Source organism: Herbaspirillum aquaticum (genome assembly GCF_002213425.1).
Taxonomy (GTDB): Bacteria; Pseudomonadota; Gammaproteobacteria; order Burkholderiales; family Burkholderiaceae_D; genus Herbaspirillum; species Herbaspirillum aquaticum.
The window spans coordinates 75,093-95,586 of record NZ_NJGV01000006.1 but is presented as its reverse complement, the minus strand read 5'-3'; the positions used below and the strand labels follow the sequence as shown (position 1 = coordinate 95,586).

The 20,494-nt window shown below is 63.7% G+C and carries 21 protein-coding genes; 10 read left to right on the top strand and 11 right to left on the bottom strand.

Annotation, left to right across the window (positions count from 1 at the left end):
- Positions 1 to 182: 182 nt before the first annotated feature.
- The 7 genes from gloA to CEJ45_RS07920 all read right to left on the bottom strand — a co-directional run bounded on the left by gloA (position 183) and on the right by CEJ45_RS07920 (position 8,897).
- Positions 183 to 587 (bottom strand): lactoylglutathione lyase, encoded by a 405-nt coding sequence (gloA, locus tag CEJ45_RS07950; protein WP_220406219.1) that lies wholly within the window; start codon positions 585 to 587, stop codon positions 183 to 185.
- Positions 588 to 695: 108 nt separating this feature from the next.
- Complete coding sequence (locus CEJ45_RS07945) at positions 696 to 2,291, bottom strand: sensor domain-containing phosphodiesterase (RefSeq protein WP_088754628.1); 1,596 nt, start codon at positions 2,289 to 2,291, stop codon at positions 696 to 698.
- Between the two features lie 308 nt (positions 2,292 to 2,599).
- The gene (locus CEJ45_RS07940) at positions 2,600 to 2,968 is read right to left on the bottom strand and encodes a hypothetical protein (protein ID WP_088754627.1); all 369 of its coding nucleotides are present in this window, start codon (positions 2,966 to 2,968) and stop codon (positions 2,600 to 2,602) included.
- A gap of 163 nt (positions 2,969 to 3,131) precedes the next feature.
- Positions 3,132 to 3,914 (bottom strand): 16S rRNA (adenine(1518)-N(6)/adenine(1519)-N(6))-dimethyltransferase RsmA, encoded by a 783-nt coding sequence (gene rsmA / locus CEJ45_RS07935; RefSeq protein WP_088754626.1) that lies wholly within the window; start codon positions 3,912 to 3,914, stop codon positions 3,132 to 3,134.
- Positions 3,915 to 3,940: 26 nt separating this feature from the next.
- Positions 3,941 to 4,963: a 4-hydroxythreonine-4-phosphate dehydrogenase PdxA gene (gene pdxA, locus CEJ45_RS07930; RefSeq protein WP_088754625.1), complete on the bottom strand. Its 1,023-nt coding sequence runs from the start codon at positions 4,961 to 4,963 to the stop codon at positions 3,941 to 3,943.
- Between the two features lie 123 nt (positions 4,964 to 5,086).
- Positions 5,087 to 6,589: a peptidylprolyl isomerase gene (locus CEJ45_RS07925; protein ID WP_088754624.1), complete on the bottom strand. Its 1,503-nt coding sequence runs from the start codon at positions 6,587 to 6,589 to the stop codon at positions 5,087 to 5,089.
- 25 nt (positions 6,590 to 6,614) lie between these two features.
- Complete coding sequence (locus tag CEJ45_RS07920; protein WP_088754623.1) at positions 6,615 to 8,897, bottom strand: LPS-assembly protein LptD; 2,283 nt, start codon at positions 8,895 to 8,897, stop codon at positions 6,615 to 6,617.
- 97 nt (positions 8,898 to 8,994) lie between these two features.
- Here CEJ45_RS07920 and CEJ45_RS07915 point away from each other — a divergent pair, with 97 nt between their 5' ends.
- The 5 genes from CEJ45_RS07915 (at position 8,995) to upp (ending at position 14,110) form a co-directional block, all read left to right on the top strand.
- Entirely contained in the window at positions 8,995 to 10,026 is a 1,032-nt protein-coding gene (locus CEJ45_RS07915) for an aminoglycoside phosphotransferase family protein (RefSeq protein ID WP_088754622.1), read from the top strand.
- 10 nt (positions 10,027 to 10,036) lie between these two features.
- A complete protein-coding gene (gene murU / locus CEJ45_RS07910) occupies positions 10,037 to 10,753 on the top strand; it encodes an N-acetylmuramate alpha-1-phosphate uridylyltransferase MurU (protein WP_088754621.1) in 717 nt (238 codons plus the stop codon).
- Complete coding sequence (gene pepP, locus CEJ45_RS07905) at positions 10,750 to 12,096, top strand: Xaa-Pro aminopeptidase (protein WP_088754620.1); 1,347 nt, start codon at positions 10,750 to 10,752, stop codon at positions 12,094 to 12,096. Before murU ends, pepP begins: the two co-directional genes overlap by 4 nt.
- 106 nt (positions 12,097 to 12,202) lie before the next feature.
- Positions 12,203 to 13,351, top strand: coding sequence for an FAD-dependent monooxygenase (locus CEJ45_RS07900; protein WP_088754619.1), 1,149 nt, complete (start codon positions 12,203 to 12,205; stop codon positions 13,349 to 13,351).
- Between the two features lie 111 nt (positions 13,352 to 13,462).
- Positions 13,463 to 14,110: a uracil phosphoribosyltransferase gene (gene upp / locus CEJ45_RS07895; RefSeq protein WP_088754618.1), complete on the top strand. Its 648-nt coding sequence runs from the start codon at positions 13,463 to 13,465 to the stop codon at positions 14,108 to 14,110.
- Positions 14,111 to 14,199: 89 nt separating this feature from the next.
- On the opposite strand, the gene CEJ45_RS07890 is transcribed toward upp, so the two are convergent.
- The 4 genes from CEJ45_RS07890 to CEJ45_RS07875 form a co-directional block, all read right to left on the bottom strand.
- The gene (locus CEJ45_RS07890; protein ID WP_088754617.1) at positions 14,200 to 15,639 is read right to left on the bottom strand and encodes an NAD(P)(+) transhydrogenase (Re/Si-specific) subunit beta; all 1,440 of its coding nucleotides are present in this window, start codon (positions 15,637 to 15,639) and stop codon (positions 14,200 to 14,202) included.
- Positions 15,636 to 15,950, bottom strand: coding sequence for an NAD(P) transhydrogenase subunit alpha part 2 (locus CEJ45_RS07885; RefSeq protein WP_034335569.1), 315 nt, complete (start codon positions 15,948 to 15,950; stop codon positions 15,636 to 15,638). Before CEJ45_RS07885 ends, CEJ45_RS07890 begins: the two co-directional genes overlap by 4 nt.
- Positions 15,951 to 16,010: 60 nt before the next feature.
- Complete coding sequence (gene panD, locus CEJ45_RS07880; RefSeq protein ID WP_008325650.1) at positions 16,011 to 16,373, bottom strand: aspartate 1-decarboxylase; 363 nt, start codon at positions 16,371 to 16,373, stop codon at positions 16,011 to 16,013.
- 85 nt (positions 16,374 to 16,458) lie between these two features.
- On the bottom strand, positions 16,459 to 17,574 hold the full coding sequence (locus CEJ45_RS07875) for a Re/Si-specific NAD(P)(+) transhydrogenase subunit alpha (RefSeq protein WP_088754616.1): 1,116 nt from the start codon (positions 17,572 to 17,574) through the stop codon (positions 16,459 to 16,461).
- Between the two features lie 167 nt (positions 17,575 to 17,741).
- On the opposite strand from CEJ45_RS07875, the gene CEJ45_RS07870 reads away from it, so the two are divergent.
- The 5 genes from CEJ45_RS07870 to CEJ45_RS07850 all read left to right on the top strand — a co-directional run bounded on the left by CEJ45_RS07870 (position 17,742) and on the right by CEJ45_RS07850 (position 20,494).
- Entirely contained in the window at positions 17,742 to 18,230 is a 489-nt protein-coding gene (locus CEJ45_RS07870; protein ID WP_088754615.1) for an NUDIX hydrolase, read from the top strand.
- A gap of 57 nt (positions 18,231 to 18,287) precedes the next feature.
- Entirely contained in the window at positions 18,288 to 19,394 is a 1,107-nt protein-coding gene (gene mnmA / locus CEJ45_RS07865) for a tRNA 2-thiouridine(34) synthase MnmA (protein ID WP_088754614.1), read from the top strand.
- A 219-nt stretch (positions 19,395 to 19,613) separates the two neighbouring features.
- Entirely contained in the window at positions 19,614 to 19,802 is a 189-nt protein-coding gene (hemP, locus tag CEJ45_RS07860) for a hemin uptake protein HemP (RefSeq protein WP_008325641.1), read from the top strand.
- Positions 19,803 to 19,899: 97 nt separating this feature from the next.
- Positions 19,900 to 20,220: a hypothetical protein gene (locus tag CEJ45_RS07855; protein WP_088754613.1), complete on the top strand. Its 321-nt coding sequence runs from the start codon at positions 19,900 to 19,902 to the stop codon at positions 20,218 to 20,220.
- A 46-nt stretch (positions 20,221 to 20,266) separates the two neighbouring features.
- Positions 20,267 to 20,494: a (2Fe-2S)-binding protein gene (locus CEJ45_RS07850; protein WP_088754612.1), complete on the top strand. Its 228-nt coding sequence runs from the start codon at positions 20,267 to 20,269 to the stop codon at positions 20,492 to 20,494.

Below are 20,494 nucleotides of genomic sequence, written 5' to 3'. Positions count from 1 at the left end.
GCGTTCCTGTTGTTGTTCTGTTGATGCGTTGATGCGTTGATGCGTGGATGCGTGGATGCGTGATTATGCGGATGCAGCCATGCATCCTCATGGACACGTCCCGCGTGGCAGAAATCCCGTCGCCCGAACGCACCATGAAAAAAGCCCGCGTGAGCGGGCTGACAGGCTGACAGCGGCTTGCCTCAATCGGCGGCGCTGTAGTGTTCCTTCTTCTGGATGAACTCGATCTTGTAGCCATCCGGGTCGGTGACGAAGGCAATCACGGTCTTGCCGTGCTTCATCGGACCAGCCTCGCGGGTGACCGCGCCACCCTTGGCCTTGACCGCCTCACAGGCAGCATAGGCATCGTCGACCTCGATGGCGATGTGGCCGTAGCCGGTGCCCAGGTCATAGGATTCGGTATCCCAGTTGTGGGTCAGTTCGAGCACGGTGTGATCGCGTTCTTCGCCGTAACCGACGAAGGCCAGCGTGAACTTGCCGTCCGGATAGTCATTCCTGCGCAGCAGTTTCATGCCCAGCACCTGGGTATAAAAATCGATGGAACGGTCCAGATTTCCCACGCGCAGCATCGTATGCAACATTCTCACTTGGCGACTCCTTTTCATGGCTAACGTGAAGCAAGCCGACATTATCCCTGATTTGCCGAGCGCTCGCCCAGCGCCGGCCAGGCTCGCGCTGGCACACGCTGCGCGCTGTCAGTTCTGGTCGGTGCCGCGCAAGCGGTGGATCTGCTCTTCCAGGGTGTTGATGCGGTACTGCAGCCGGCGCTCGGTGCTGATATCGACGATGACGCCATACCAGCGCACGATGCGTCCCTCGCCATCGGCGTGCGGCGAGGCGCGGCTGCGCATCCAGCGCCATTGGCCATCGGGCCAGAGGACCCGGAACTCGGTGCGGAACGGGCGCCCGGTCGGGATGTTGGCCAGCCATTCCTGGCGCACCCGCAAGCGGTCTTCCTCGGGCATGCGCGCCAGCCACTGCTGGTGCCGCTCTGCGGTGGTCAGCTCGGGCAGCCATTCGAAGGTCGGCCCGATGTAGTCGATCACGCCTTGCGCGTCCGCAGCCCACGGAATGTTGGGGCTCAGGTCGATGGCCCGATGGAAATGCTCTTCACTGTCGCGCACGGTGCGCTCGGCGCAGACCCGCGCCGTGATGTCCACGGCCGAGCCCGAGATGCCCAGCATTTCACCCAGGTCGCTGCGCACCAGCTGGAAGGCCAGCAGCGAGGTGCGCCCGGTGCGTGAGTTGAAGAACTCCATGGGCGCGGGCGCTGCACCGTCGACCACCTCGGCCACCATCTGCAGCAGCGGCCGGTGTTCACTGCGGTCCAGCAGGTCGGTCACGGGGCAGCCCTCCAGGTCGCTGCCGGCATTGCCACCGAGCAGGTCGATCATCATGGCATTGGCGCTGACCACGCGCAGCAGCGGGTCGAGGAAGCACAATCCCACCGGCGCGCTACGGTAGAGCGAATCGAGCTGGTGCCAGCGCTGGAAGGGGGAGGTATCGATACCGGCACTGTGACGCTGCCACACGCCGCACTCACCGATCAGGCGAGCGGCCTCGGCCAGCGAGGCCGGCCGGCCGAGATGGAAGCCCTGCCCGAATTCGCAGCCCATGCGCTTCAACAGGTGGGCGTGATGTTCGGTTTCGATGCCTTCGGCCACTACGTGCATCTTCAGGCTCTGCCCCAGTCCGGCCACCGCCAGCACGATACGGAAGTTGTCCGGATCCTGGTCCATGGTGCGCACGAAACTGGCGTCGATCTTGATCTCGTCGAAGGGATAGGACTGCAAGCGCGTCAGGCTCGAATAGCCGGTACCGAAATCATCGAGCGACAGGCTGGCACCCGCCTGGCGCGCGGCCAGGATGGTCTGCAGCGTGCGCTCGTGGTCCTGCACCAGCACCGTCTCGGTGATCTCCAGCTGCAGGCGCGACATGGGCAGGCCATGCGTGTGCATGACGGCGGCCAGCCGGTCCAGCAGGCTGGTGTCGAGGAACTGCCCTGGCGAGAGGTTGACCGCCAGCCGCAGTTCGGGGGGCCAGTGGCACAGGCTGGCGGCCACCGTATCGAGCAGCTTGAGCAACAGGGTGTCCAGCAGGCCGCCGCGTTCGGCCACGTCGATGAACTCGAGGGGAGAGACCACGCCGCGCTGCGGGCAGGTCCAGCGGGCCAGCATCTCGAACCCGGCAATGCGGCCGGTCCGCAGATGCACCAGGGGCTGCAGCGCGGGCCAAAGATGGCCGGCGTCGAGGGCGGTCCTGATGTCGTCGGCAGCGATGGGGGCCATCATCTGGAGTGCGTCTCCTTGCTGTTGGGCAATGCGCGCCATTTCGTCATTCTGACGAAACGACCAGGCTTATTATGCTGACAAAATGCCAATCGATTCGTCATTATGTAGCGTTTTACTGACGCTTAGCTTATTCGCTGTCTCCTTGCCTCCTCCTCGCTGTCTCCTCGCTGTCTTCTCGCTGTCTTCTTATACGCGCCGACGAAAAAAAAACGGGCAAGCCGCAAAGCTTGCCCGTTTCCCTCAAGATGGCTTGCGCCGGGATGTCCTGCCTGCTCCGGAGAGCTGATCCTCCGCTAAGCTCAGCGGCCTTAGTAGGAGTAGTAATCCGGACGGTCGTCATAGCGATAAGTGCGCACTTCGGTGCGCTCCACATAGCGCACCGGACGCGGCGGCGGCGGTGCGTAGTAACGCGGCTGCTCATAGACCACTTGCTGCGGCGGCTGGTAGTACACCGGCTGCGGGGCCTGGTAGTAGACCTGTTGCGGCGGGGCCTGGTAGACCGGCGCCGGTTGCGAGTTGGCGATCAGTGATCCGATGGCGACGGCACCGATGATACCGGCAGCAATCGCCACGCCGTTGCCGCCCCGGTCATGCGCCATCGCAGGCGTGCTGACGACGGCGGCCGAAGCCAGAAGAGTGGTGGCGATCAATACCGATGCGATTTTTTTGCTGGCCATGATTGGCTCCTGTCAAAGAAGTCCGCGATCTGTCGCGGCACGATTCCAATATAAGACAGGTTCAGCTTGAAACCACGGAATATGAAACTTCGTTACAGTTCTTACGGGTGGCGGCGCGGCTGTAATAAAGTGCAACAGCCGCGCTGCGCGCGCCGCACCGGCCTCAGGCCTGGCGTGCGGCCAGCAGGTTGGCCAGGGTCACGAACTGTTCCACCGGCACTGCTTCCGGGCGCGCCTGGGGATCGACGCCGGCCTGGCGCAATTCGTCTTCCGTGAAGAGGCCGGCCACGCAATTGCGGATCACCTTGCGGCGCTGGGAGAAGGCCTTGGTGACGACCTGCTCCAGCAGGGCCTGCTCGCAGGCCATGGGTTGCGCCAGCGGGATCATGCGCACGATGGCTGAGTCCACTTGCGGCGGCGGGTCGAAGGCGGTCGGCGGTACCACGAACAGCAGCTCCATGTGATAGCGCCACTGCAGCATCACCGACAGGCGGCCATAGGCCTTGCCGCCCGGCTCGGCAACCATGCGCTCGACCACCTCCTTCTGCAGCATGAAATGCTGGTCCTGCACCTGCGGGGCAATCTCGGCCAGGTGGAACAGCAAGGGGCTGGAAATGTTGTAGGGCAGGTTGCCGACCACACGCAGCTTGCGGCCTTCCGGCACCGGGATGCTGGCGAAATCGAACTTGAGCGCGTCAGCCGAATGCACGGTCAGGCGCTCGGCGCTGAACCGCTTCTTGAGGCGCTCGACCAGGTCGCGGTCCAGTTCCACCACGTGCAGGTGGCGCAATTGTTCGAGCAGCAGCGCGGTCATGGCTGCCAGGCCCGGGCCGATCTCGACCATGGCATCGTCGGCGGCGGGCGCGATGGAGCTGATGATGTCGTGCAGCACCACGTCATCGGTGAGGAAGTTCTGGCCGAAGCGTTTGCGCGGAATGTGTTTCATGGGAGTTCCAGTGGGTTCTTGCAATCTCAGGCGGCGGCCCGGCGGCGCGCCATGTCGGCGGCCGCGCGGATGGCCACGCACAGGCTGCCATGGTCGGCGTGGCCAAGGCCGGCAGCGGCCAGGTCCAGGGCCGTGCCATGGTCGACCGACGTGCGGATCAGGGGCAGCCCGAGGGTAATGTTGATGCCATGGCCGAAGCTGGCGAATTTCAGGACCGGCAGGCCCTGGTCGTGATACATGGCCAGGACGCAGTCGGCCTCTTCCAGGTATTTGGGCTGGAACAGGGTGTCGGCCGGATAGGGACCGCGCGCATCGATGCCGCGCGCACGGGCCGCCTCCAGGGCGGGCGTGATGACCTCGATTTCTTCGCGGCCCAGGTAGCCGTTCTCGCCGGCGTGCGGGTTCAGCCCCGTGACCAGGATGCGCGGCCGGGCGATGCCGAACTTCCCGCGCAGGTCTTCTTGCAGGATATCGAGCGTGCGCGCCAGGCTTTCGGCGGTGATCGCAGCGGGGACGTCCTTCAAGGCCAGGTGCGTCGTCGCCAGGGCCACGCGCAGGTGCGGCGCATCGCCGCCGGCCAGCATCATCACCACTTGCGGCGTGCCGGTCACTTCCGCCAGGTATTCGGTGTGGCCGGTGAAGGCGAAGCCGGCATCATTGATGGTGCTCTTCTGCAGGGGCGCGGTGACGATGGCGGCGAACGCGCCGGAGAGCGCGCCCTGCACCGCCAGGTCCAGCGTCTGCAGCACGGCGCGGCCATTGCGTGCATCCAGCACGCCGGCGCGCACCGGCTCGGCCACCGGGCAGTCGATCACGGTCAGGCAATCCACCGGGAAAGCGGGCAGGCCGCTATTGCGCCAGGCCTGGACGGAGAGGGCCGCGACCCGCATCTGCGGATCGATCTCATAGGCCGTCTGCGCCAGCAGGGCGGCATCGCCCAGCAGGACGCAGCGCGCTTCATGGCGCAGCTCCCAGGCGGCGCGCAGGGAAATTTCCGGACCGATGCCTGCCGGTTCGCCGCAGGTCAGCGCGAGGATGGGTCGGTTCATGGCGGTATCACTCATGGCCTGTGAAGGCAAAAACGGGCTTCAAAAAGGCAAGGGCCGGCAACAAGGCCGGCCTCTCTTGCACGCATGGGGATAGCCCGCAGGCCTCCCCTGCCGGTGCGGCGATCAGTCGTCGTTGCGATACTCGACGTAGGCGCGGTCGCGGATCTGGCGCATCCAGTCCTCGGTGGCTTCCTCGATCTTGCGGTCGCGGATGGCCTGGCGCGCGGCCTGGCGGGTGCGCTCCTTGGAGGCATCGTCGGTCTTGCGCTCGACCACCTGGATCAGGTGATAGCCGAACGGGGTTTCGATGGGCTGGCTGACTTCACCCGGCTTCAACTGGTCCATGGCGCGCTCGAACTCCGGGACGGTGTCGCCCGGGTAGATCCAGCCGAGGTCGCCGCCCTTGGAGGCGGACAGGTCATTGGAGTACAGCTTGGCCAGTTCTTCGAAGGTGGCCGAACCGTGGTCCAGGCGCTCCTTCAGCTCGGTCAGCTTACGCTTGGCTTCGGCTGCCGTGACGACCTGGTTGACCTTGATGAGGATGTGGCGCACATGGGTCTGCTGCACGGCCGGAGCAGCCGCCTGGGTGTTTCCGGCAGCGCGACGGCCGACCAGCTTGAGGATGTGGAAACCGTTGCCGCTCTTCAAGAGGCCGCTGACCTGGCCATCCTGCAATTTGGCCACGCCATCCAGGAACAGCTGCGGCAGGCGATCGGCCGGACGCCAGCCGAGGTCGCCGCCGGAGAGCGCGTCGGACGAATCGGAGTAGGCGGCAGCGGTCTTGGCGAAGTCGGCACCGGTCTTCAGCTGGCGCAGCACGTCTTCGGCGCGTTCACGACGCGCGGCCAGTTGTTCAGGGCTGGCGTTCTCGGGTACGCGGATCAGGATCTGGGCGATGTCCAGTTCCTGGCGCTCGCCACCGGCATTGGCTTCGGCAGCAAGGTAGTTGTCGATCTCGGACTCGGTGACCACCACCTTGTTGTCCACTTCACGCTCGCGCAGGCGCTGGCTCAGGATTTCGCGGCGGATCTCTTCGCGGAAGCTGGCGTAGTTCATGCCCTCGGCTTCGAGGCGGGTGCGGAATTCGGGGATGGACAGCTTGTTCTGCTCGGCGATGCGCTGCATCGCGCGGTCCAGCATGGCGTCGTCGACCACGATGCCGTTTTCCTTGGCCATCTGCGCCTGGGCGCGTTCGACGATCATGCGCTCGACCAGCTGGCGCACCAGCTGCTGGCGCGGCGGCAGCTGCACGTTCTGCGCGGCCATGCGCTTTTCCACGCTGGCCAGGCGCTCGGCGACTTCCTGGCGGGTGATGACTTCATTGTTGACCACCACCAGGATCGAATCCACCGGACGCGGCTCAACGCGTGCGCTGGCCGAAGCCGGCGCGGGGGCGGCAGGCGCCGCCGGCACGGCAGGCTTGCTGGCGGCCGCAGCCGGCTTGGCGGCAGCCTTGGGCGCGCCCTTGGCAGGTGCAGCCGGCGCGCTGCCGGTGGTCTCCGGCGGAGTCACCGGGATGATGGTGGTGGCGAACTGCGCATGCGCATTGCTGATCACGCCCAGCATGCACAGCAGCGCGGTCACTGTTTTGGTTGTTGCGAGGAGTGGTGTACGCATATTACGCATGGACTAATCGTTGGTTCGAAAAAAGTTAGAAGTTGTTGCCGGTCATGGTGTCCGGCAGGTTCACGTTCTGGTAACCGGGCACGCTGCTCTTGATGGCATCCATGGGGTTGGAGCCGATCTTGGAAAGGCCGTTGAGTTCGAGCTGGATGAAGAAGCCCGTCGACGCCTTGGTGGACGAGGTCGGGATGCGTTGCGCCACCACCCGGAAGACCCAGCAATCGGCCTTGTATTCGAAGCCGGCCAGGCCTTCGGCCACGGTGCGGTCGGGAATGGAGTAGTTCATGCGGCCGACGGCGTAGATGCGCTGGGTAAGCGGCCACTGTCCGGACACATCGACCTGCTTGAGCGGATCGAGCACGCCGGTGTAGGGATTGACGTAAGTACGGTCCAGGCGGTACTGCAGGTTCAGCACGCGCTTGGGAGCCGGCTGCCAGCGGATGCCGAACGTCGAACGCACCATCTGGCGCAGGGTCTCGCTGTACTGCACCGTGTTGTCGGTGGAGAACTCGCGGGTGATCTGGCCGCCCAAGGCCAGCAGCAGGTCGGACTTGCTGCCCAGCGTGGTGGTGGTAGTGCCGCTGATGGCCACCTTGGGATCGGTAAAGTAGTAGCGCTGGCCGATCGCCGCGCGCAGGCGCTCCAGGCCGTTTTCCTCGATCAGGCGCGTGGTGACGGCCGCAGTCAGTTGGTTGGCATCGCTGATGCGGTCGTGGCCGACGAAACGGTTTTCGTTGAAGATCTGTGCGAAGTTGAAGTCGGCCAGGGCGGAATCAAAAACAGGAAACTGCGACTGGTCACGATAAGGCGTGCGCACGTAGAACAGGCGCGGCTCCAGCGTCTGGGTCATGCCGCGGCCCAGCAGGTTGGATTCGCGTTCGAAGATCAGGCCCGAATCAAGGGAGAGGGTTGGCAAAGTACGGCTGAAGCTGGTGGGCTGGCCGGCAGTCACATTGTTCAGGCTGTAGCTGGTGGCATCCAACATCACCTTGGGCCTGATGAAATAACCCGGACGAATGATGGGATAGGACACCGCCTGCGTTACGTAAGCACGGTCGCCACCGATCAAGCTGCCGCTGGAGAAGCGCGTGAAGTCGGCAGTGGTATTGAAGTCAAACCCACCGATGTCGTAGCGATTGCCCACGAAGGTGATTTCCGGTACCCGGTCATAGGGCTTGCCAATGGGCGCATTGACGTCTTGCAGCAACTGGTATTTGGAAACCAGCGCGGTCACGCTCCAGTACGTGCTGCCATACACCAGGCTCACGTTACGCGGCAGCAGCCGCTGCGTACTACCGGTAATGGATCGCGCGAAATCGGACGGGTAGTCGTTGTCGGACGCCTTGTTCAGGTTCCACGCCAGTTGCAAGCCCGGGGCCAGGGTCTGGTTGTGGATGGAGGACAGCGAATAACGGCCGGTGCCGGTCACCCTATCCTGGATGCCTTCGACATTGGTGACGCCGCTGTAGCCGTCACCGATGTAACGGGTCTCGGCACCCAGTTGCAGCCCGCGGCGCGCAATATAGCGGGGCACCAGCGTCATGTCGTAATTGGGCGCCAGGTTGAAGTAGTAGGGGACCGATATCTCGGCGCCACCGTTGGTGGTCATGCCGATGGTCGGCGGCAGCACCCCCGACCTGCGTTCACCCGACAGCGGGAAGGACATCCAGGGCGAGCCCAGGATCGGCACATCCTTGAAATACACCAGCCCGCCATGCATGACGCCTTCATCCCGGCCGCTGTCGAGATCCATGGTGTTGGCGCGCAGGTACCAGTCGGGATCGGGCGCTTCGCAGGTGCTGTAAGTCCCCTGGGTCACCTTGGCCTGGTCGTCGGACAGGAAGTCGATGCGCTGGGCCTTGCCGCGGCCACCGCTCTTGCCGATCAGGTAAGTCGGATTGGTCACGTAGCCGGCGCCGGTGCCCATGTTCATTTCGGCGTAGTCGCCGGTGTACTGGTCCTGCAGGCGCTGCATCCAGACGTGGCCGGTGGCCTCGACTTCATCCTGGATGATGCGGTATTCGGCCTTGTCGGACTTGATGGTGGTCGCTGCCTTGACCAGTTCCACGTCGCGGTCCAGGTTGACCTGGCGATCGGGGCGACCGGTCATCTGCTCGGCGCTGACATTGACCGGGGCGTCCTGGTCCTGTGCGGGCGGAGTGGCGGGCGCAGGCGCGGGCATGCTCATCTGGGCGTGCACCGACAGCGGCAGGAGGGCCGAGGCCGAAGCCACCACCATTGCCGAAGAGAACAGACGCGCCAGCCGCCAGTTGACAGTACGTTCAGTGAAAGACTTGGAAAACCGGATCATGAAAAGAGAGGCTAGATACCGTGCAGGCGGATTTTTTGGGTTTAATCCCTTATTATATGGGAACTCAACCACGTCAAACGATTTCCTCAGATAGTTCATGTCTTCACCTGGTTCCACCCCCGATCTCCGCCTGTCCGAACTGCAAGCCTGGCTGGCCACCCTGGCCGATACCCCGGTGCTGTCCTCCACCCTGCGCCCGGCCTCGGCCGACGCCAGCTTCCGCCGCTATTTCCGGGTGGATACACCCGACGGCGGCAGCGCCATCGTGATGGATGCCCCGCCGCCGCAGGAGGATGTGCGCCCCTTCGTGAAAGTCGCCGGTCTCTTCGGCGAGACCGGGGTGACCGTGCCGAAGGTACTGGCACAGGATACCGAACGCGGCTTCCTGCTGCTCTCGGACCTGGGTTCCACGACCTACCTCTCGCAGCTCTCGGCCGACAGCGCGCACGCACTATACATGGATGCGATCGAGGCCCTGGTACTTTTACAAGCGCAAAGCAAGCCCGAGGCGCTGCCCGAATACGACCGCCCGCTGCTGCTGCGCGAGCTCGAACTGTTCCGCGAGTGGTATATCGGCAAACACCTGGGCGTCACCCTCACCGACGAGCAGAACGCCGTATTGGACAAGACCTTCGACGCCATCCTGGCCAACAACCTGGCCCAGCCACAGGTCTACGTCCACCGCGACTACCATTCGCGCAACCTGATGGTGCTGCCCAAGGGCAACCCCGGCATCCTGGACTTCCAGGATGCGGTCTACGGCCCCATCACCTACGACCTGGTCTCGCTGCTGCGCGACGCCTACATCCAGTGGGATGAAGAAATGGTGCTGGACTGGGCCATCCGCTACTGGGAAAAGGCGCGCCGCGCCGGCCTGCCAGTCACCCCGGACATCGATACCTTCTACCGCGACTTCGAATGGATGGGCCTGCAGCGCCACCTGAAAGTACTGGGCATCTTCGCGCGCCTGTGGCATCGCGATGGCAAGGATGGTTACCTGAAGGATATCCCGCTGGTCATGGAATACACCCTCAAGACCGCGCGCCGCTATGTGGCCTTCACGCCCCTGGTGCGCCTGATCGAGAAGCTCGAACAGGAACACGCGCCCAAGTTCGGCTACACCTTCTGAGGCGCCCGGCATGAAAGCCATGATCTTTGCAGCCGGCCGCGGCGAGCGCATGCGACCGCTGACCGATACCTGCCCCAAGCCGCTGCTGAAAGTGCGTGGCCGCCCGCTGATCGTCTGGCAGATCCTCTCGCTGGTACGCGCCGGCATCACCGAGATCGTCATCAACCACGCCCACCTGGGCCAGATGATCGAAGACACCCTCGGTGACGGCAGCCGCTTCGGCGCCAAGCTCTTTTATTCACCTGAAACGACCGCGCTGGAAACCGCGGGCGGTATCGCCCAGGCCCGCCACCTGCTGGGTGAAGAACCCTTCATAGCGGTCTCCGGCGACATCTGGTGCCCGCACTTCGACTACAGCGAATTGCTGACGGTGCTGGAAGACGAAGACCCCTGGGGCAACCCGCTGCCGCAAGACAAGCGCGACCTGGCCTGGCTTTACCTGGTCAAGAATCCGTCCTTCCACCCGGAGGGTGATTTCGCCTTGAACAACTTCGCCATCGCCAACGAGGGCCAGCCCAAGCTGACCTTTGCCAACATCGGCGTGTATCGCCCTGAAATGTTCGACGGCATCGCGCCCGGCAGCCACGCCAAACTGGGGCCGCTGCTGCGCCAGTACGCCGACCAGGGCCGCATCGGCGGTGACGTGTATCGGGGCGACTGGCACAACGTCGGTACCATCGAACAACTGGAAGCACTGAACCTGCCACCGCAAGGAACCCGCCCATGAGCTTCGACGCCACTCCCTTCGCCGCCCGCCGCGCACGCCTGCTGGCCAGCCTGCAACAAGCCGGGGGTGGCGTGGCCATCATCCCGACCGCCCCCGAGGTGATGCGCAATCGCGATGCCGATTATCCCTATCGCCACGACAGCTACTTCTACTACCTGACCGGCTTCACCGAACCCGAAGCGGTACTGGTCCTGGTGGCCGGCAAGGAAAACCACAGCATCCTGTTCTGCCGCGACAAGAACCTGGAACGCGAGATCTGGGACGGCTACCGCCACGGCCCGCAGGCCGCGCAGCAACTCTTCGCGCTCGATGCGGCCCACCCCATCGAGGAACTGGACAAGAACATGCCCGCCCTGCTCTCCGACGCCCGTGCGGTCTACTACGCACTGGGCCAGGACGACAAGCGCGACGCGCAATTGCAGCGCTGGCTGCAGGGCGTACGCGCCCTGGCGCGCAGCGGCGTGTCCGCGCCCGGCGCAGTGGTCGATGTGAGCGTGCTGCTGGATGACATGCGCCTCTTCAAGGACGCCTTTGAAATCGACGTGATGAAACGCGCCGGCGTCATCTCCGCCGAAGCGCATTGCCGCGCCATGCGCATCTGCCGTCCCGGCCTGCGCGAATATCACCTGGAAGCCGAACTGCTGCACGAATTCCGCCGCAACGGTTCGCAGTATCCGGCCTATGGCTCCATCGTCGCCACCGGTGCCAACAGCTGCGTGCTGCACTATCGCGCGGGCGACGCCGAGATCAAGGACGGCGACCTGGTCTTGATCGATGCCGGCTGCGAACTGGACAGCTACGCTTCGGACATCACCCGCACCTTCCCGGCCAATGGCAAGTTCAGCGGGCCGCAAAAGGCGCTCTACGAAATCGTCCTGGCCGCGCAAGCTGCCGCCATCGCCGAGACCGCACCGGGCAAGCGTTTCATGGATGGCCATGACGCCGCCGTACGCGTGCTGGCGCAGGGTATGCTGGACACGGGCCTCCTGGATAAATCCAAGGTCGGCTCGCTGGAAGACGTGATCGACAAAGGCGACTACCGCCAGTTCTACATGCACCGCACCGGCCACTGGCTGGGCATGGATGTGCATGACGTGGGCGACTACCGCGACCCCGCCAGCGCCGACGGCAGCAAGCCCTGGCGCACGCTGCAGCCGGGCATGGTGCTGACCATCGAGCCGGGCATCTATGTACGTCCGGGCGAAGGGGTGCCGGAGCAGTTCTGGAACATCGGCATCCGCATCGAGGATGATGCGCACGTGACGCCCTCCGGCTGCGAATTGCTGACCACGGGCGTGCCTACCAAGGTCGATGACATCGAAGCGCTGATGCGCCAGGGTTAAGCGCCCGTCCCCCGGGGCCGCGCATGCGCCGGATCAAGCCCGCGCGGCGCGGCTCCGCTACAATGAGGCCTTCCTGAATCTTCTGCAGAAGGCATCTCCCGGCATCATGGAATCCGTCGATTTCGACCTCATCATCTGTGGCGGCGGCCCGGTCGGCCAGAGCGTGGCGGGCCTGCTGGCACGCCGCCAGTTGGCCGCCGCGCGCATCGCCCTGGTAGACATGAAGTCTCCCGAACAAGCTGCTGCCGATCCGCGCACCATTGCCCTCTCCTACGGCAGCCGCCAGATCCTCGACGAACTGGGTGCCTGGGACGCCATCGGCCGCAGCGCCACCGCCATCGAGCAGATCCATGTCTCGCGCCGTGGCCACTTCGGCCGCACCCTGCTGGATCGTAAGGATTACCAGTTGCCCGCACTGGGCTATGTGGCGCGCTATGGCGAAGTCAACCGTGCGCTGGCCTCGGCCATCGCACCGCTGGGACTGGCCCTGATGCGGCCCGCCGAGGCGCAAGAGATCACGGAAGACAACGACCACGTCGCCGTCACCCTCAAGGACGGCCGCGTGCTGCGCGCACAACTGGTGATCCAGGCCGAGGGCGGCGTCTTCGGTGAGCAGCAGCAAAAGAGCCTGCAGCGCGATTACCAGCAACTGGGCATCATCGCCCACGTGCAGGCCGATGGCGTGATCGCCCATCGCGCCTTCGAACGCTTCACCGATGAAGGACCGTTGGCTCTGCTGCCTCAAGACGACGGCTATGCCCTGGTGTGGTGTGTGCGGCCAGCAACCGGCGAAGCATTGCTGGCGCTGGACGATGCGGCGTTCCTGGCCGCCCTGCAGCGCACCTTCGGCGAACGGGTCGGCCGCTTCACCCGCATCAGCCCGCGCCACGCCTTCCCGCTGGGCTTGAACGCCCGCCCCGGCCAGAGCCGGCGTGTGGTGGCCATCGGCAATGCAGCGCAAACCCTGCACCCGGTGGCCGGCCAGGGCCTGAACCTGGGCCTGCGCGATGCCCGCGTGCTGGCCGATGTGCTGGCGCGCGAGGTGTCACCCGACGCCTTGCAGGCCTTCGAACGCCAGCGCGGGCAGGATCGCGGCCTGACCATCCGGCTCACGGACCTGATGGCGCGCATCTTTGCCGGCTCGCCCCAGGGTTCGCCCCTGCAGGCGGCGCTGGGCCTGTCGCTGGGGGCGATCGACCTGCTGCCCGCAGCGCGCGGCTTGCTGGCCGAACAGATGATGTTCGGTCGCCGATGAGGTGAACAATGCTGCATATGCGCGACGTCCCGGCGTCGCGCAGGCGGTCAGGAAATGCGACAATGCTGACTTGCGGCGCCCGCCGCTCCACCCCGCAGATATGCATTTGCCATGAAACAAGACCCGCGCTTCAAGAATCTCTTCATCCTCGACCATCCGCTGATCCAGCACAAGCTGTCGCACATGCGCGACAAGCGCACCTCCACGCGTACCTTCCGCGATCTGCTGCGCGAGATCACGCTGCTGATGGGTTACGAAATCACGCGCGACCTGCCGCTGACCACCGAGACCATCGAAACCCCGCTGGTGACCTATGAAGCCCCGGTGATCGCCGGCAAGAAGCTGGCCGTGGTGCCGGTGCTGCGCGCGGGCGTGGGCATGAGCGATGGCCTGCTGGAACTGATCCCTTCGGCACGCGTGGGCCATATCGGCGTCTATCGCGACGAAAACCACCAGCCGGTGGAATACCTGGTGCGCCTGCCGGACCTGCAGGACCGCATCATGATCCTGTGCGACCCCATGGTCGCCACCGGCAACTCGGCCGTCTACGCCGTGGATGCCCTGAAGAAGCGCGGCGTACCGGCTTCGCACATCGTCTTCGTGGCCTTGGTAGCCGCCCCGGAAGGCGTGCAGGTGTTCGCTGATGCGCATCCGGATGTGAAGCTTTACGTCGCTTCGCTGGATTCCCACCTCGATGAGGATGCCTACATCGTGCCTGGGCTGGGCGATGCGGGGGATCGTATTTTCGGGACCAAGTAAGCGGTCCTCAACGCTTCTGCAGAAGCAAGTAAAAACGGGCTACGCATCACTGCGCAGCCCGTTTTCATTTCTGCCGGAGCAGACCAAACTCAATCCACCGCCTTGACCATATCCTCGATGACCTTCTTGGCATCACCAAAGACCATCATGGTCTTGTCCATATAGAACAGCTCATTGTCCAGGCCGGCATAACCCGCCGCCATGGAGCGCTTGTTCACGATCACGGTCTTGGCCTTGTAGGCTTCCAGGATCGGCATGCCCGCAATGGGCGACTTGGGATCCTTGGCCGCCGGGTTGACCACGTCATTGGCCCCCAGCACCAGCACCACATCGGCCTGGGCGAACTCGCTGTTGATGTCTTCCATCTCGAAGACCTGGTCATAGGGCACTTCGGCCTCGGCCAGCAGCACGTTCATGTGGCCCGGCATGCGGCCGGCCACCGGGTGGATCGCGTATTTCACGGTCACGCCGTTGTGGGTCAGCTTCTCGGTCAATTCCTTCAGTGCATGCTGCGCGCGCGCGACGGCAAGCCCGTAACCCGGCACGATGATGACGGTTTCTGCATTTCCCATCAGGAACGCGGCATCGTCGGCCGATCCCGACTTGACGTTGCGCTGCTGCTGCGCCCCGCCACCGGCGGCCGCCGCTTCACCGCCAAAGCCGCCCAGGATCACGTTGAAGAAGGACCGGTTCATCGCCTTGCACATGATGTAGGACAGGATCGCGCCGGACGAACCGACCAGCGAACCGGCGATGATCAGCATGGAGTTGTTCAGCGAGAAGCCGATACCCGCCGCTGCCCAGCCGGAATAACTGTTCAACATCGAGACCACCACCGGCATGTCCGCCCCGCCAATCGGGATGATGATGAGCACGCCCAGCGCAAAGGCGATGGCGGCCATGATGATGAAGGGCAGCCAGTTTTGCGTCAGCACGAAGATGATGCCGAAGCCGATCATGGCCACCGCCAGCAGCAGGTTCAGGAAATGCTGGCCGGCGAAGTTGACCGGCGCGCCCTGGAACAGGCGGAACTTGTACTTGCCCGAGAGCTTGCCGAAAGCGATCACGGAGCCCGAGAAAGTGATGGCGCCCACGAAGGTACCGATGAACAGTTCCACCCGGTTGCCCACCGGGATCAGCTGCCCGTGCGCGGAAATGCCCAGCGCCCACGGCTCGGCCACTGCCGCCACGGCGATACAGACCGCCGCCAGACCGATGAGCGAGTGCATCGCCGCCACCAGTTCGGGCATCTTGGTCATCTCGACGCTGCGCGCCAGATAAGCGCCGATGGCGCCACCGACGATCACGCCGCCAGCCACCAGCAGGTAGCCGATGTCACCGGAAGGATTAGCTCCTTCCCCCTTGATCTTGACGATCAGCGCCAGCGTGGTCAGCACGGCGATGACCATGCCGGCGATGCCGAAGCTGTTGCCACGGCGCGCCGTGGCAGGGTGCGAGAGGCCCTTCAAGGCCTGGATGAAGCAGATCGATGCGATCAGGTACAGCAGGGTCACCAGGTTCATGCTCATGCTCGTTCTCCCGACTTGGCCTTGGGCTCTTTCTTCTTGAACATTTCCAGCATGCGCTGGGTCACCATGAAGCCGCCGAACACGTTCACCGCCGCCAGCGCCACGGCCAGCGTGCCGGCGATGCGGCCGACCGTGCCTTCAGTGAGGCCCGCCGCCAGCATGGCGCCGATGATGATGATGGCCGAGATGGCATTGGTCACCGCCATCAGGGGCGTGTGCAAGGCCGGGGTCACCGTCCAGACCACGTGGTAGCCAACGTAGATGGCCAGCACGAAGATGATCAGGTTGATGATGGTGTGGCTGACTTCCATGGTGTTCCTCCTTCTGAGGCAGCCCGCCGGGGAAACGGGCCGCATGGTTCTTGTCGAGGGTCAGATTGCCTTGAGGCTGGTGATGCGGTTCTTGTCGTCCACGAAGACCACCTTGGGCTTGTAGCTGGCGACTTCTTCATCACTCATCGGGGCGTAGGTACAGATGATGAGCAGGTCGCCCAGGTGCGCCAGGCGGGCCGCGGCGCCGTTGAGTGAAATCTCGCCGCTGCCGCGCTTGCCGCGAATGGCATAGGTGGAGAAACGTTCACCGTTGTTGACGTTGTAAAGTTCGATCTTCTCGAACTCGCGGATATCGGCGGCTTCCAGCAGGTCTTCGTCGATCCCGCAGGAACCTTCATAGTTCAGGTCGCACTGGGTGACCGAGGCGCGATGGATCTTCGCGCGCAGCATGATGCGTTGCATGTACTTCTTCCTTCTTGTTTCAAAAGTGATGGGTGTGAGGGGGACTGAAAACACCCGGTTTTCCTGCCGACCCGGGCCGGCAGATTCATTTGCGCAGGATCTCGCCACCCTGGCAGAGCAGCGTGGCCGCGACGATATCGTCTTCCTTGTTGATGACCAGCTTGCCTTCGGCATCGATGATCAGTTTGAGGAAGTCCAGCACGTTGCGCGCATACAGGGCCGAGGCATCGGCCGCCACCAGGGCCGCCAGGTTGCCTTCGCCGATGATGTGCACGCCATGCTTGATGACGGTCTTGCCGGGTTCGGACAGGGGACAGTTGCCGCCCTGGTCGACCGCCATGTCCAGGATCACCGAACCGGGTTTCATGGCCTTGACGGTTTCTTCGCTGATCAGCACCGGCGCCTTGCGGCCGGGGATCAGGGCGGTGGTGATGATGATGTCGGCCTGCTTGGCGCGTTCGTGGACCAGTTCGGCCTGGCGCTTCATCCAGTCCGGCGGCATGGGACGGGCATAGCCGCCCACGCCCTGGGCGATTTCCTTTTCTTCCTCGGTCAGGAAGGGCACGTCCAGGAATTTGGCCCCCAGCGATTCGATCTGCTCCTTGACCGCCGGACGCACGTCGGACGCCTCGATCACCGCACCCAGACGCTTGGCCGTGGCAATGGCCTGCAGGCCGGCCACGCCAGCCCCCATGATGAGCATGCGCGCGGCCTTGACGGTACCGGCGGCGGTCATCAGCATGGGCATGAAGCGTTGATAGGTGTTGGCGGCCATCAGCACGGCCTTGTAGCCGGCAATGTTGGCCTGCGAGGACAGCACGTCCAGCGACTGCGCGCGGGTGGTGCGGGGCGCGGCTTCCAGGCCAAAGGCGGTGAGGCCGGCTGCGGCCATGGCGGCGATGTTGTCGGCATCGAAGGGATTCAACATGCCGATGACCACGGTACCCGGCTGGATGCGGGCGCGTTCGGCTTCATTGGGGGCGCGCACCTTGAGCAGGATCTCGGCGGTATAGACCGCTTCGGCGCTGCCGATGCTGGCACCGACGGCCACATAGGCCTCATCAGGAATGCTGGATTTGACCCCGGCGCCGGACTCCACCATCACTTCGTGCCGGGCCGCAACCAGTTTCTTGACGGTTTCGGGGGTGGCGGCGACACGGGTTTCTCCGTCCCGGCTTTCGGCGGGGATCGCTATCCTCATTCCTGACTCCTTTTTTTGTGGATTCTTGGCCCAATCTTACACGACTGGCCTTGCCGGGCGAGAAATTGTCCAGCCTGCAAGAAAACTGCGCGATCCCGCGCCACGGCGGCCCTGGCGCTGAAGAATGGGCTTCGACAAGGTAAAATGGCGGATTCACGAGGTCATCAATGTCTGAAGTCTGGAAACCCTCTGTCACCGTAGCGGCCATCATCGAGCGCGACGGCCGCTTCCTCATGGTGGAAGAACACGGCGCCGGCGGGCTGCGCATCAACCAGCCGGCCGGCCACCTGGAACCGGGCGAATCCCTGATCGAGGCGGCGGTCCGCGAGGCGCTGGAAGAATCGGCACATGTCTTCACTCCGACGGCGCTGGTGGGGACTTATCTTTCACGCAACGTGTCGTCCTCGCGCGGCGGCCTGTCGGTCACCTACCTGCGCTTCGCCTTTGCGGGAACGGTCGGCGAGGCGCTGGACCGGCCGCTGGACGAGGGCATCGTGCGCGCCATCTGGATGACACGCGACGAACTGGTTGCCTGCGCCGAACGGCATCGCAGCCCCTTGGTGTTGCGTTGCGTGGATGACTACCTGGCCGGCCAGCGCGCACCGCTGGAACTGGTCCATACCGATCCCAGCGCCATTGGCGCCCTGCCCGGCTGACGCGGGCGCATCACCTGGCGGACCTCTTGACGGAGGACCGCATTGAACGGAAACAACATGAGCAAGAAAAGAGTAGTCATCGGCATGTCGGGCGGCGTGGATTCGTCGGTTTCGGCATGGCTGCTGAAGGAGCAAGGCTATGAGGTCATCGGCCTGTTCATGAAGAATTGGGAAGATGACGACGATTCGGAATACTGCTCCACCCGTGAAGACTGGATCGACGCGGTCAGCGTGGCCGATGTGGTCGGGGTGGATATCGAGGCAGTGAATTTTGCTTCCGAGTACAAGGATCGCGTCTTCGCCGAGTTCCTGCGCGAATACCAGGCCGGCCGCACGCCCAACCCGGACGTGCTGTGCAATGCCGAGATCAAGTTCAAGGCCTTCCTCGACCACGCCATGAAGCTGGGTGCCGACCTCATCGCCACCGGCCACTACGCGCGGGTGCGCCAGGGGCCGCAGGGTGACTTCCAGTTGCTCAAGGCGCTCGACGCCAGCAAGGACCAGAGCTATTTCCTGCATCGGCTGAATCAGGAGCAGCTCTCGCGCACGGTGTTCCCCCTGGGTGAAATCCACAAGACCGAAGTGCGCAAGATCGCCGAGCAGCTGCAACTGCCGAACGCCAAGAAGAAGGACTCGACCGGCATCTGCTTCATCGGCGAGCGCCCTTTCCGTGAATTTTTGAACCGTTACCTGTCCTACAAACCCGGTCCCATCAAGACCGCCGACGGCCAGACCGTGGGCGAGCACGTGGGCCTGTCCTTCTACACGCTGGGCCAGCGCAAAGGGATCGGCATCGGCGGCCTGAAGGCGCACCAGAATGCCGATGGCCATGGCGACGCTTGGTACGTGGCGCGCAAGGATGTGGAGAACAATACCCTCTACATCGTCCAGGGACATGACCACCCCTGGCTGCTCTCGCCCACGCTTTCGGCAGGCCAGATCAGCTGGGTCGCAGGCCAGGCGCCCCAACTGCCGGCCTTGTCGGCCAAGACGCGCTATCGCCAGGCGGATGTTCCCTGCGGCTTTGCCGATGCCGGCGGCACCTTCTCGCTGGCCTTCGACACCCCGCAATGGGCGGTCACGCCGGGGCAGTCCGCGGTGCTGTATGACGGCGACGTCTGCCTGGGTGGCGGCATCATCGAAAGCGGCGCACTGCCGGATTAAGCTTTCACAAAGGCAACTATTGAATGCCCCGCGCGCGATCTTCGCGCCGGGGCATTTTCTTTTGGGCAAGCTTGACAGCCTTGATAGGCTGGAAGTGTTTCCTGCACGACCCTAGATGATAAAAATTATCAATCACACCGATAAAAGGGCTTGCAATCCCGCCGCAAATCGCAAATAATCTAAATAAGAATTGTTCGCATTTAATAGGAGGTGATTGTAATGAGCCAACTGAACGACAACAGCATGGACCGTCGCAACAAGCCGGGCACGACCGCCAACGGAACGCCGATCACCCGCATCAAGAGTACGGACCTGTTCCGTCAGATGCGCGAGCTTGAGATTGATCACGGCGGTCGCATCTACAAATTGCGCCTGACCCAGCTGAACAAGCTGATCCTGACGGCGTAAGCCGGCAGCATCAAACAAGGTGGATCCATAAACAGGCCAGCCAGCGTCGTTCGTCATGACGCACCGCCAGCCAAGCTAGCCCAGCGAGGAGAGTTTGATGGTCAACGAGAACATGACGTCCACGTTCGTGGAACCGAGCAACGCACCGGCCCAGCCTGAACTTCTGGTGTCCGCCGTGCTGCATCTGATGTCGCACTACACCGCCAACAACAGCCAGGAAACGCAGAGCTGCGTGAAGCTGGCCTCGGTGATCGAAAGACACCTGAAGGCCCTGGCGGACCTGCCCAACCTGGCACCGGTGCTGCGGGCCACCTGCCAGCAGCTGTCGGAACAATGGGCGCATGTAGTGGAACGCACGATGCCGCCGCAGGAAAAATTCAACTTCTTCTCGCGCATGGTTGCAGGAGCGAGAACTTAGCCATCGTCAAGTCAAGAGCCTGATGAAGCAGGCAGCAAGGCGTAAAATGATCGTATGTGTTTGTAATAACATCTCTGAAGGCAAGATCCATCAGGCGGTTGATGCAGGCGTGTCGTCCATGGCCGAGCTGCGCAAGCAGCTTGGCGTGGGCACCTGCTGCGGCAAGTGCCACTCCTGCGCCAAGAACGTCCTGCGCGAATGCCTCAGCAGTTCCCGTCAAGCACAGCAAGGTACGCGTCCGGTGGTATTCCATCCCTCACTGGCCGCTGCCTGA

Excerpts from the sequence above, each read along its gene's own strand:
- CEJ45_RS07945 (WP_088754628.1), bottom strand. The coding sequence starts at position 2,291 with ATGATGGCCCCCATCGCTGCCGACGACATCAGGACCGCCCTCGACGCC.
- CEJ45_RS07925 (WP_088754624.1), bottom strand. The coding sequence starts at position 6,589 with ATGCGTAATATGCGTACACCACTCCTCGCAACAACCAAAACAGTGACC.
- CEJ45_RS07915 (WP_088754622.1), top strand. The coding sequence starts at position 8,995 with ATGTCTTCACCTGGTTCCACCCCCGATCTCCGCCTGTCCGAACTGCAA.
- CEJ45_RS07855 (WP_088754613.1), top strand. The coding sequence starts at position 19,900 with ATGGTCAACGAGAACATGACGTCCACGTTCGTGGAACCGAGCAACGCA.
- panD (WP_008325650.1), bottom strand. The coding sequence starts at position 16,373 with ATGCAACGCATCATGCTGCGCGCGAAGATCCATCGCGCCTCGGTCACC.
- CEJ45_RS07890 (WP_088754617.1), bottom strand. The coding sequence starts at position 15,639 with ATGAGCATGAACCTGGTGACCCTGCTGTACCTGATCGCATCGATCTGC.
- CEJ45_RS07885 (WP_034335569.1), bottom strand. The coding sequence starts at position 15,950 with ATGGAAGTCAGCCACACCATCATCAACCTGATCATCTTCGTGCTGGCC.
- mnmA (WP_088754614.1), top strand. The coding sequence starts at position 18,288 with ATGAGCAAGAAAAGAGTAGTCATCGGCATGTCGGGCGGCGTGGATTCG.
- CEJ45_RS07875 (WP_088754616.1), bottom strand. The coding sequence starts at position 17,574 with ATGAGGATAGCGATCCCCGCCGAAAGCCGGGACGGAGAAACCCGTGTC.
- pdxA (WP_088754625.1), bottom strand. The coding sequence starts at position 4,963 with ATGAACCGACCCATCCTCGCGCTGACCTGCGGCGAACCGGCAGGCATC.
- CEJ45_RS07940 (WP_088754627.1), bottom strand. The coding sequence starts at position 2,968 with ATGGCCAGCAAAAAAATCGCATCGGTATTGATCGCCACCACTCTTCTG.
- CEJ45_RS07920 (WP_088754623.1), bottom strand. The coding sequence starts at position 8,897 with ATGATCCGGTTTTCCAAGTCTTTCACTGAACGTACTGTCAACTGGCGG.
- hemP (WP_008325641.1), top strand. The coding sequence starts at position 19,614 with ATGAGCCAACTGAACGACAACAGCATGGACCGTCGCAACAAGCCGGGC.
- pepP (WP_088754620.1), top strand. The coding sequence starts at position 10,750 with ATGAGCTTCGACGCCACTCCCTTCGCCGCCCGCCGCGCACGCCTGCTG.
- CEJ45_RS07870 (WP_088754615.1), top strand. The coding sequence starts at position 17,742 with ATGTCTGAAGTCTGGAAACCCTCTGTCACCGTAGCGGCCATCATCGAG.
- upp (WP_088754618.1), top strand. The coding sequence starts at position 13,463 with ATGAAACAAGACCCGCGCTTCAAGAATCTCTTCATCCTCGACCATCCG.
- CEJ45_RS07850 (WP_088754612.1), top strand. The coding sequence starts at position 20,267 with ATGATCGTATGTGTTTGTAATAACATCTCTGAAGGCAAGATCCATCAG.
- rsmA (WP_088754626.1), bottom strand. The coding sequence starts at position 3,914 with ATGAAACACATTCCGCGCAAACGCTTCGGCCAGAACTTCCTCACCGAT.
- CEJ45_RS07900 (WP_088754619.1), top strand. The coding sequence starts at position 12,203 with ATGGAATCCGTCGATTTCGACCTCATCATCTGTGGCGGCGGCCCGGTC.
- murU (WP_088754621.1), top strand. The coding sequence starts at position 10,037 with ATGAAAGCCATGATCTTTGCAGCCGGCCGCGGCGAGCGCATGCGACCG.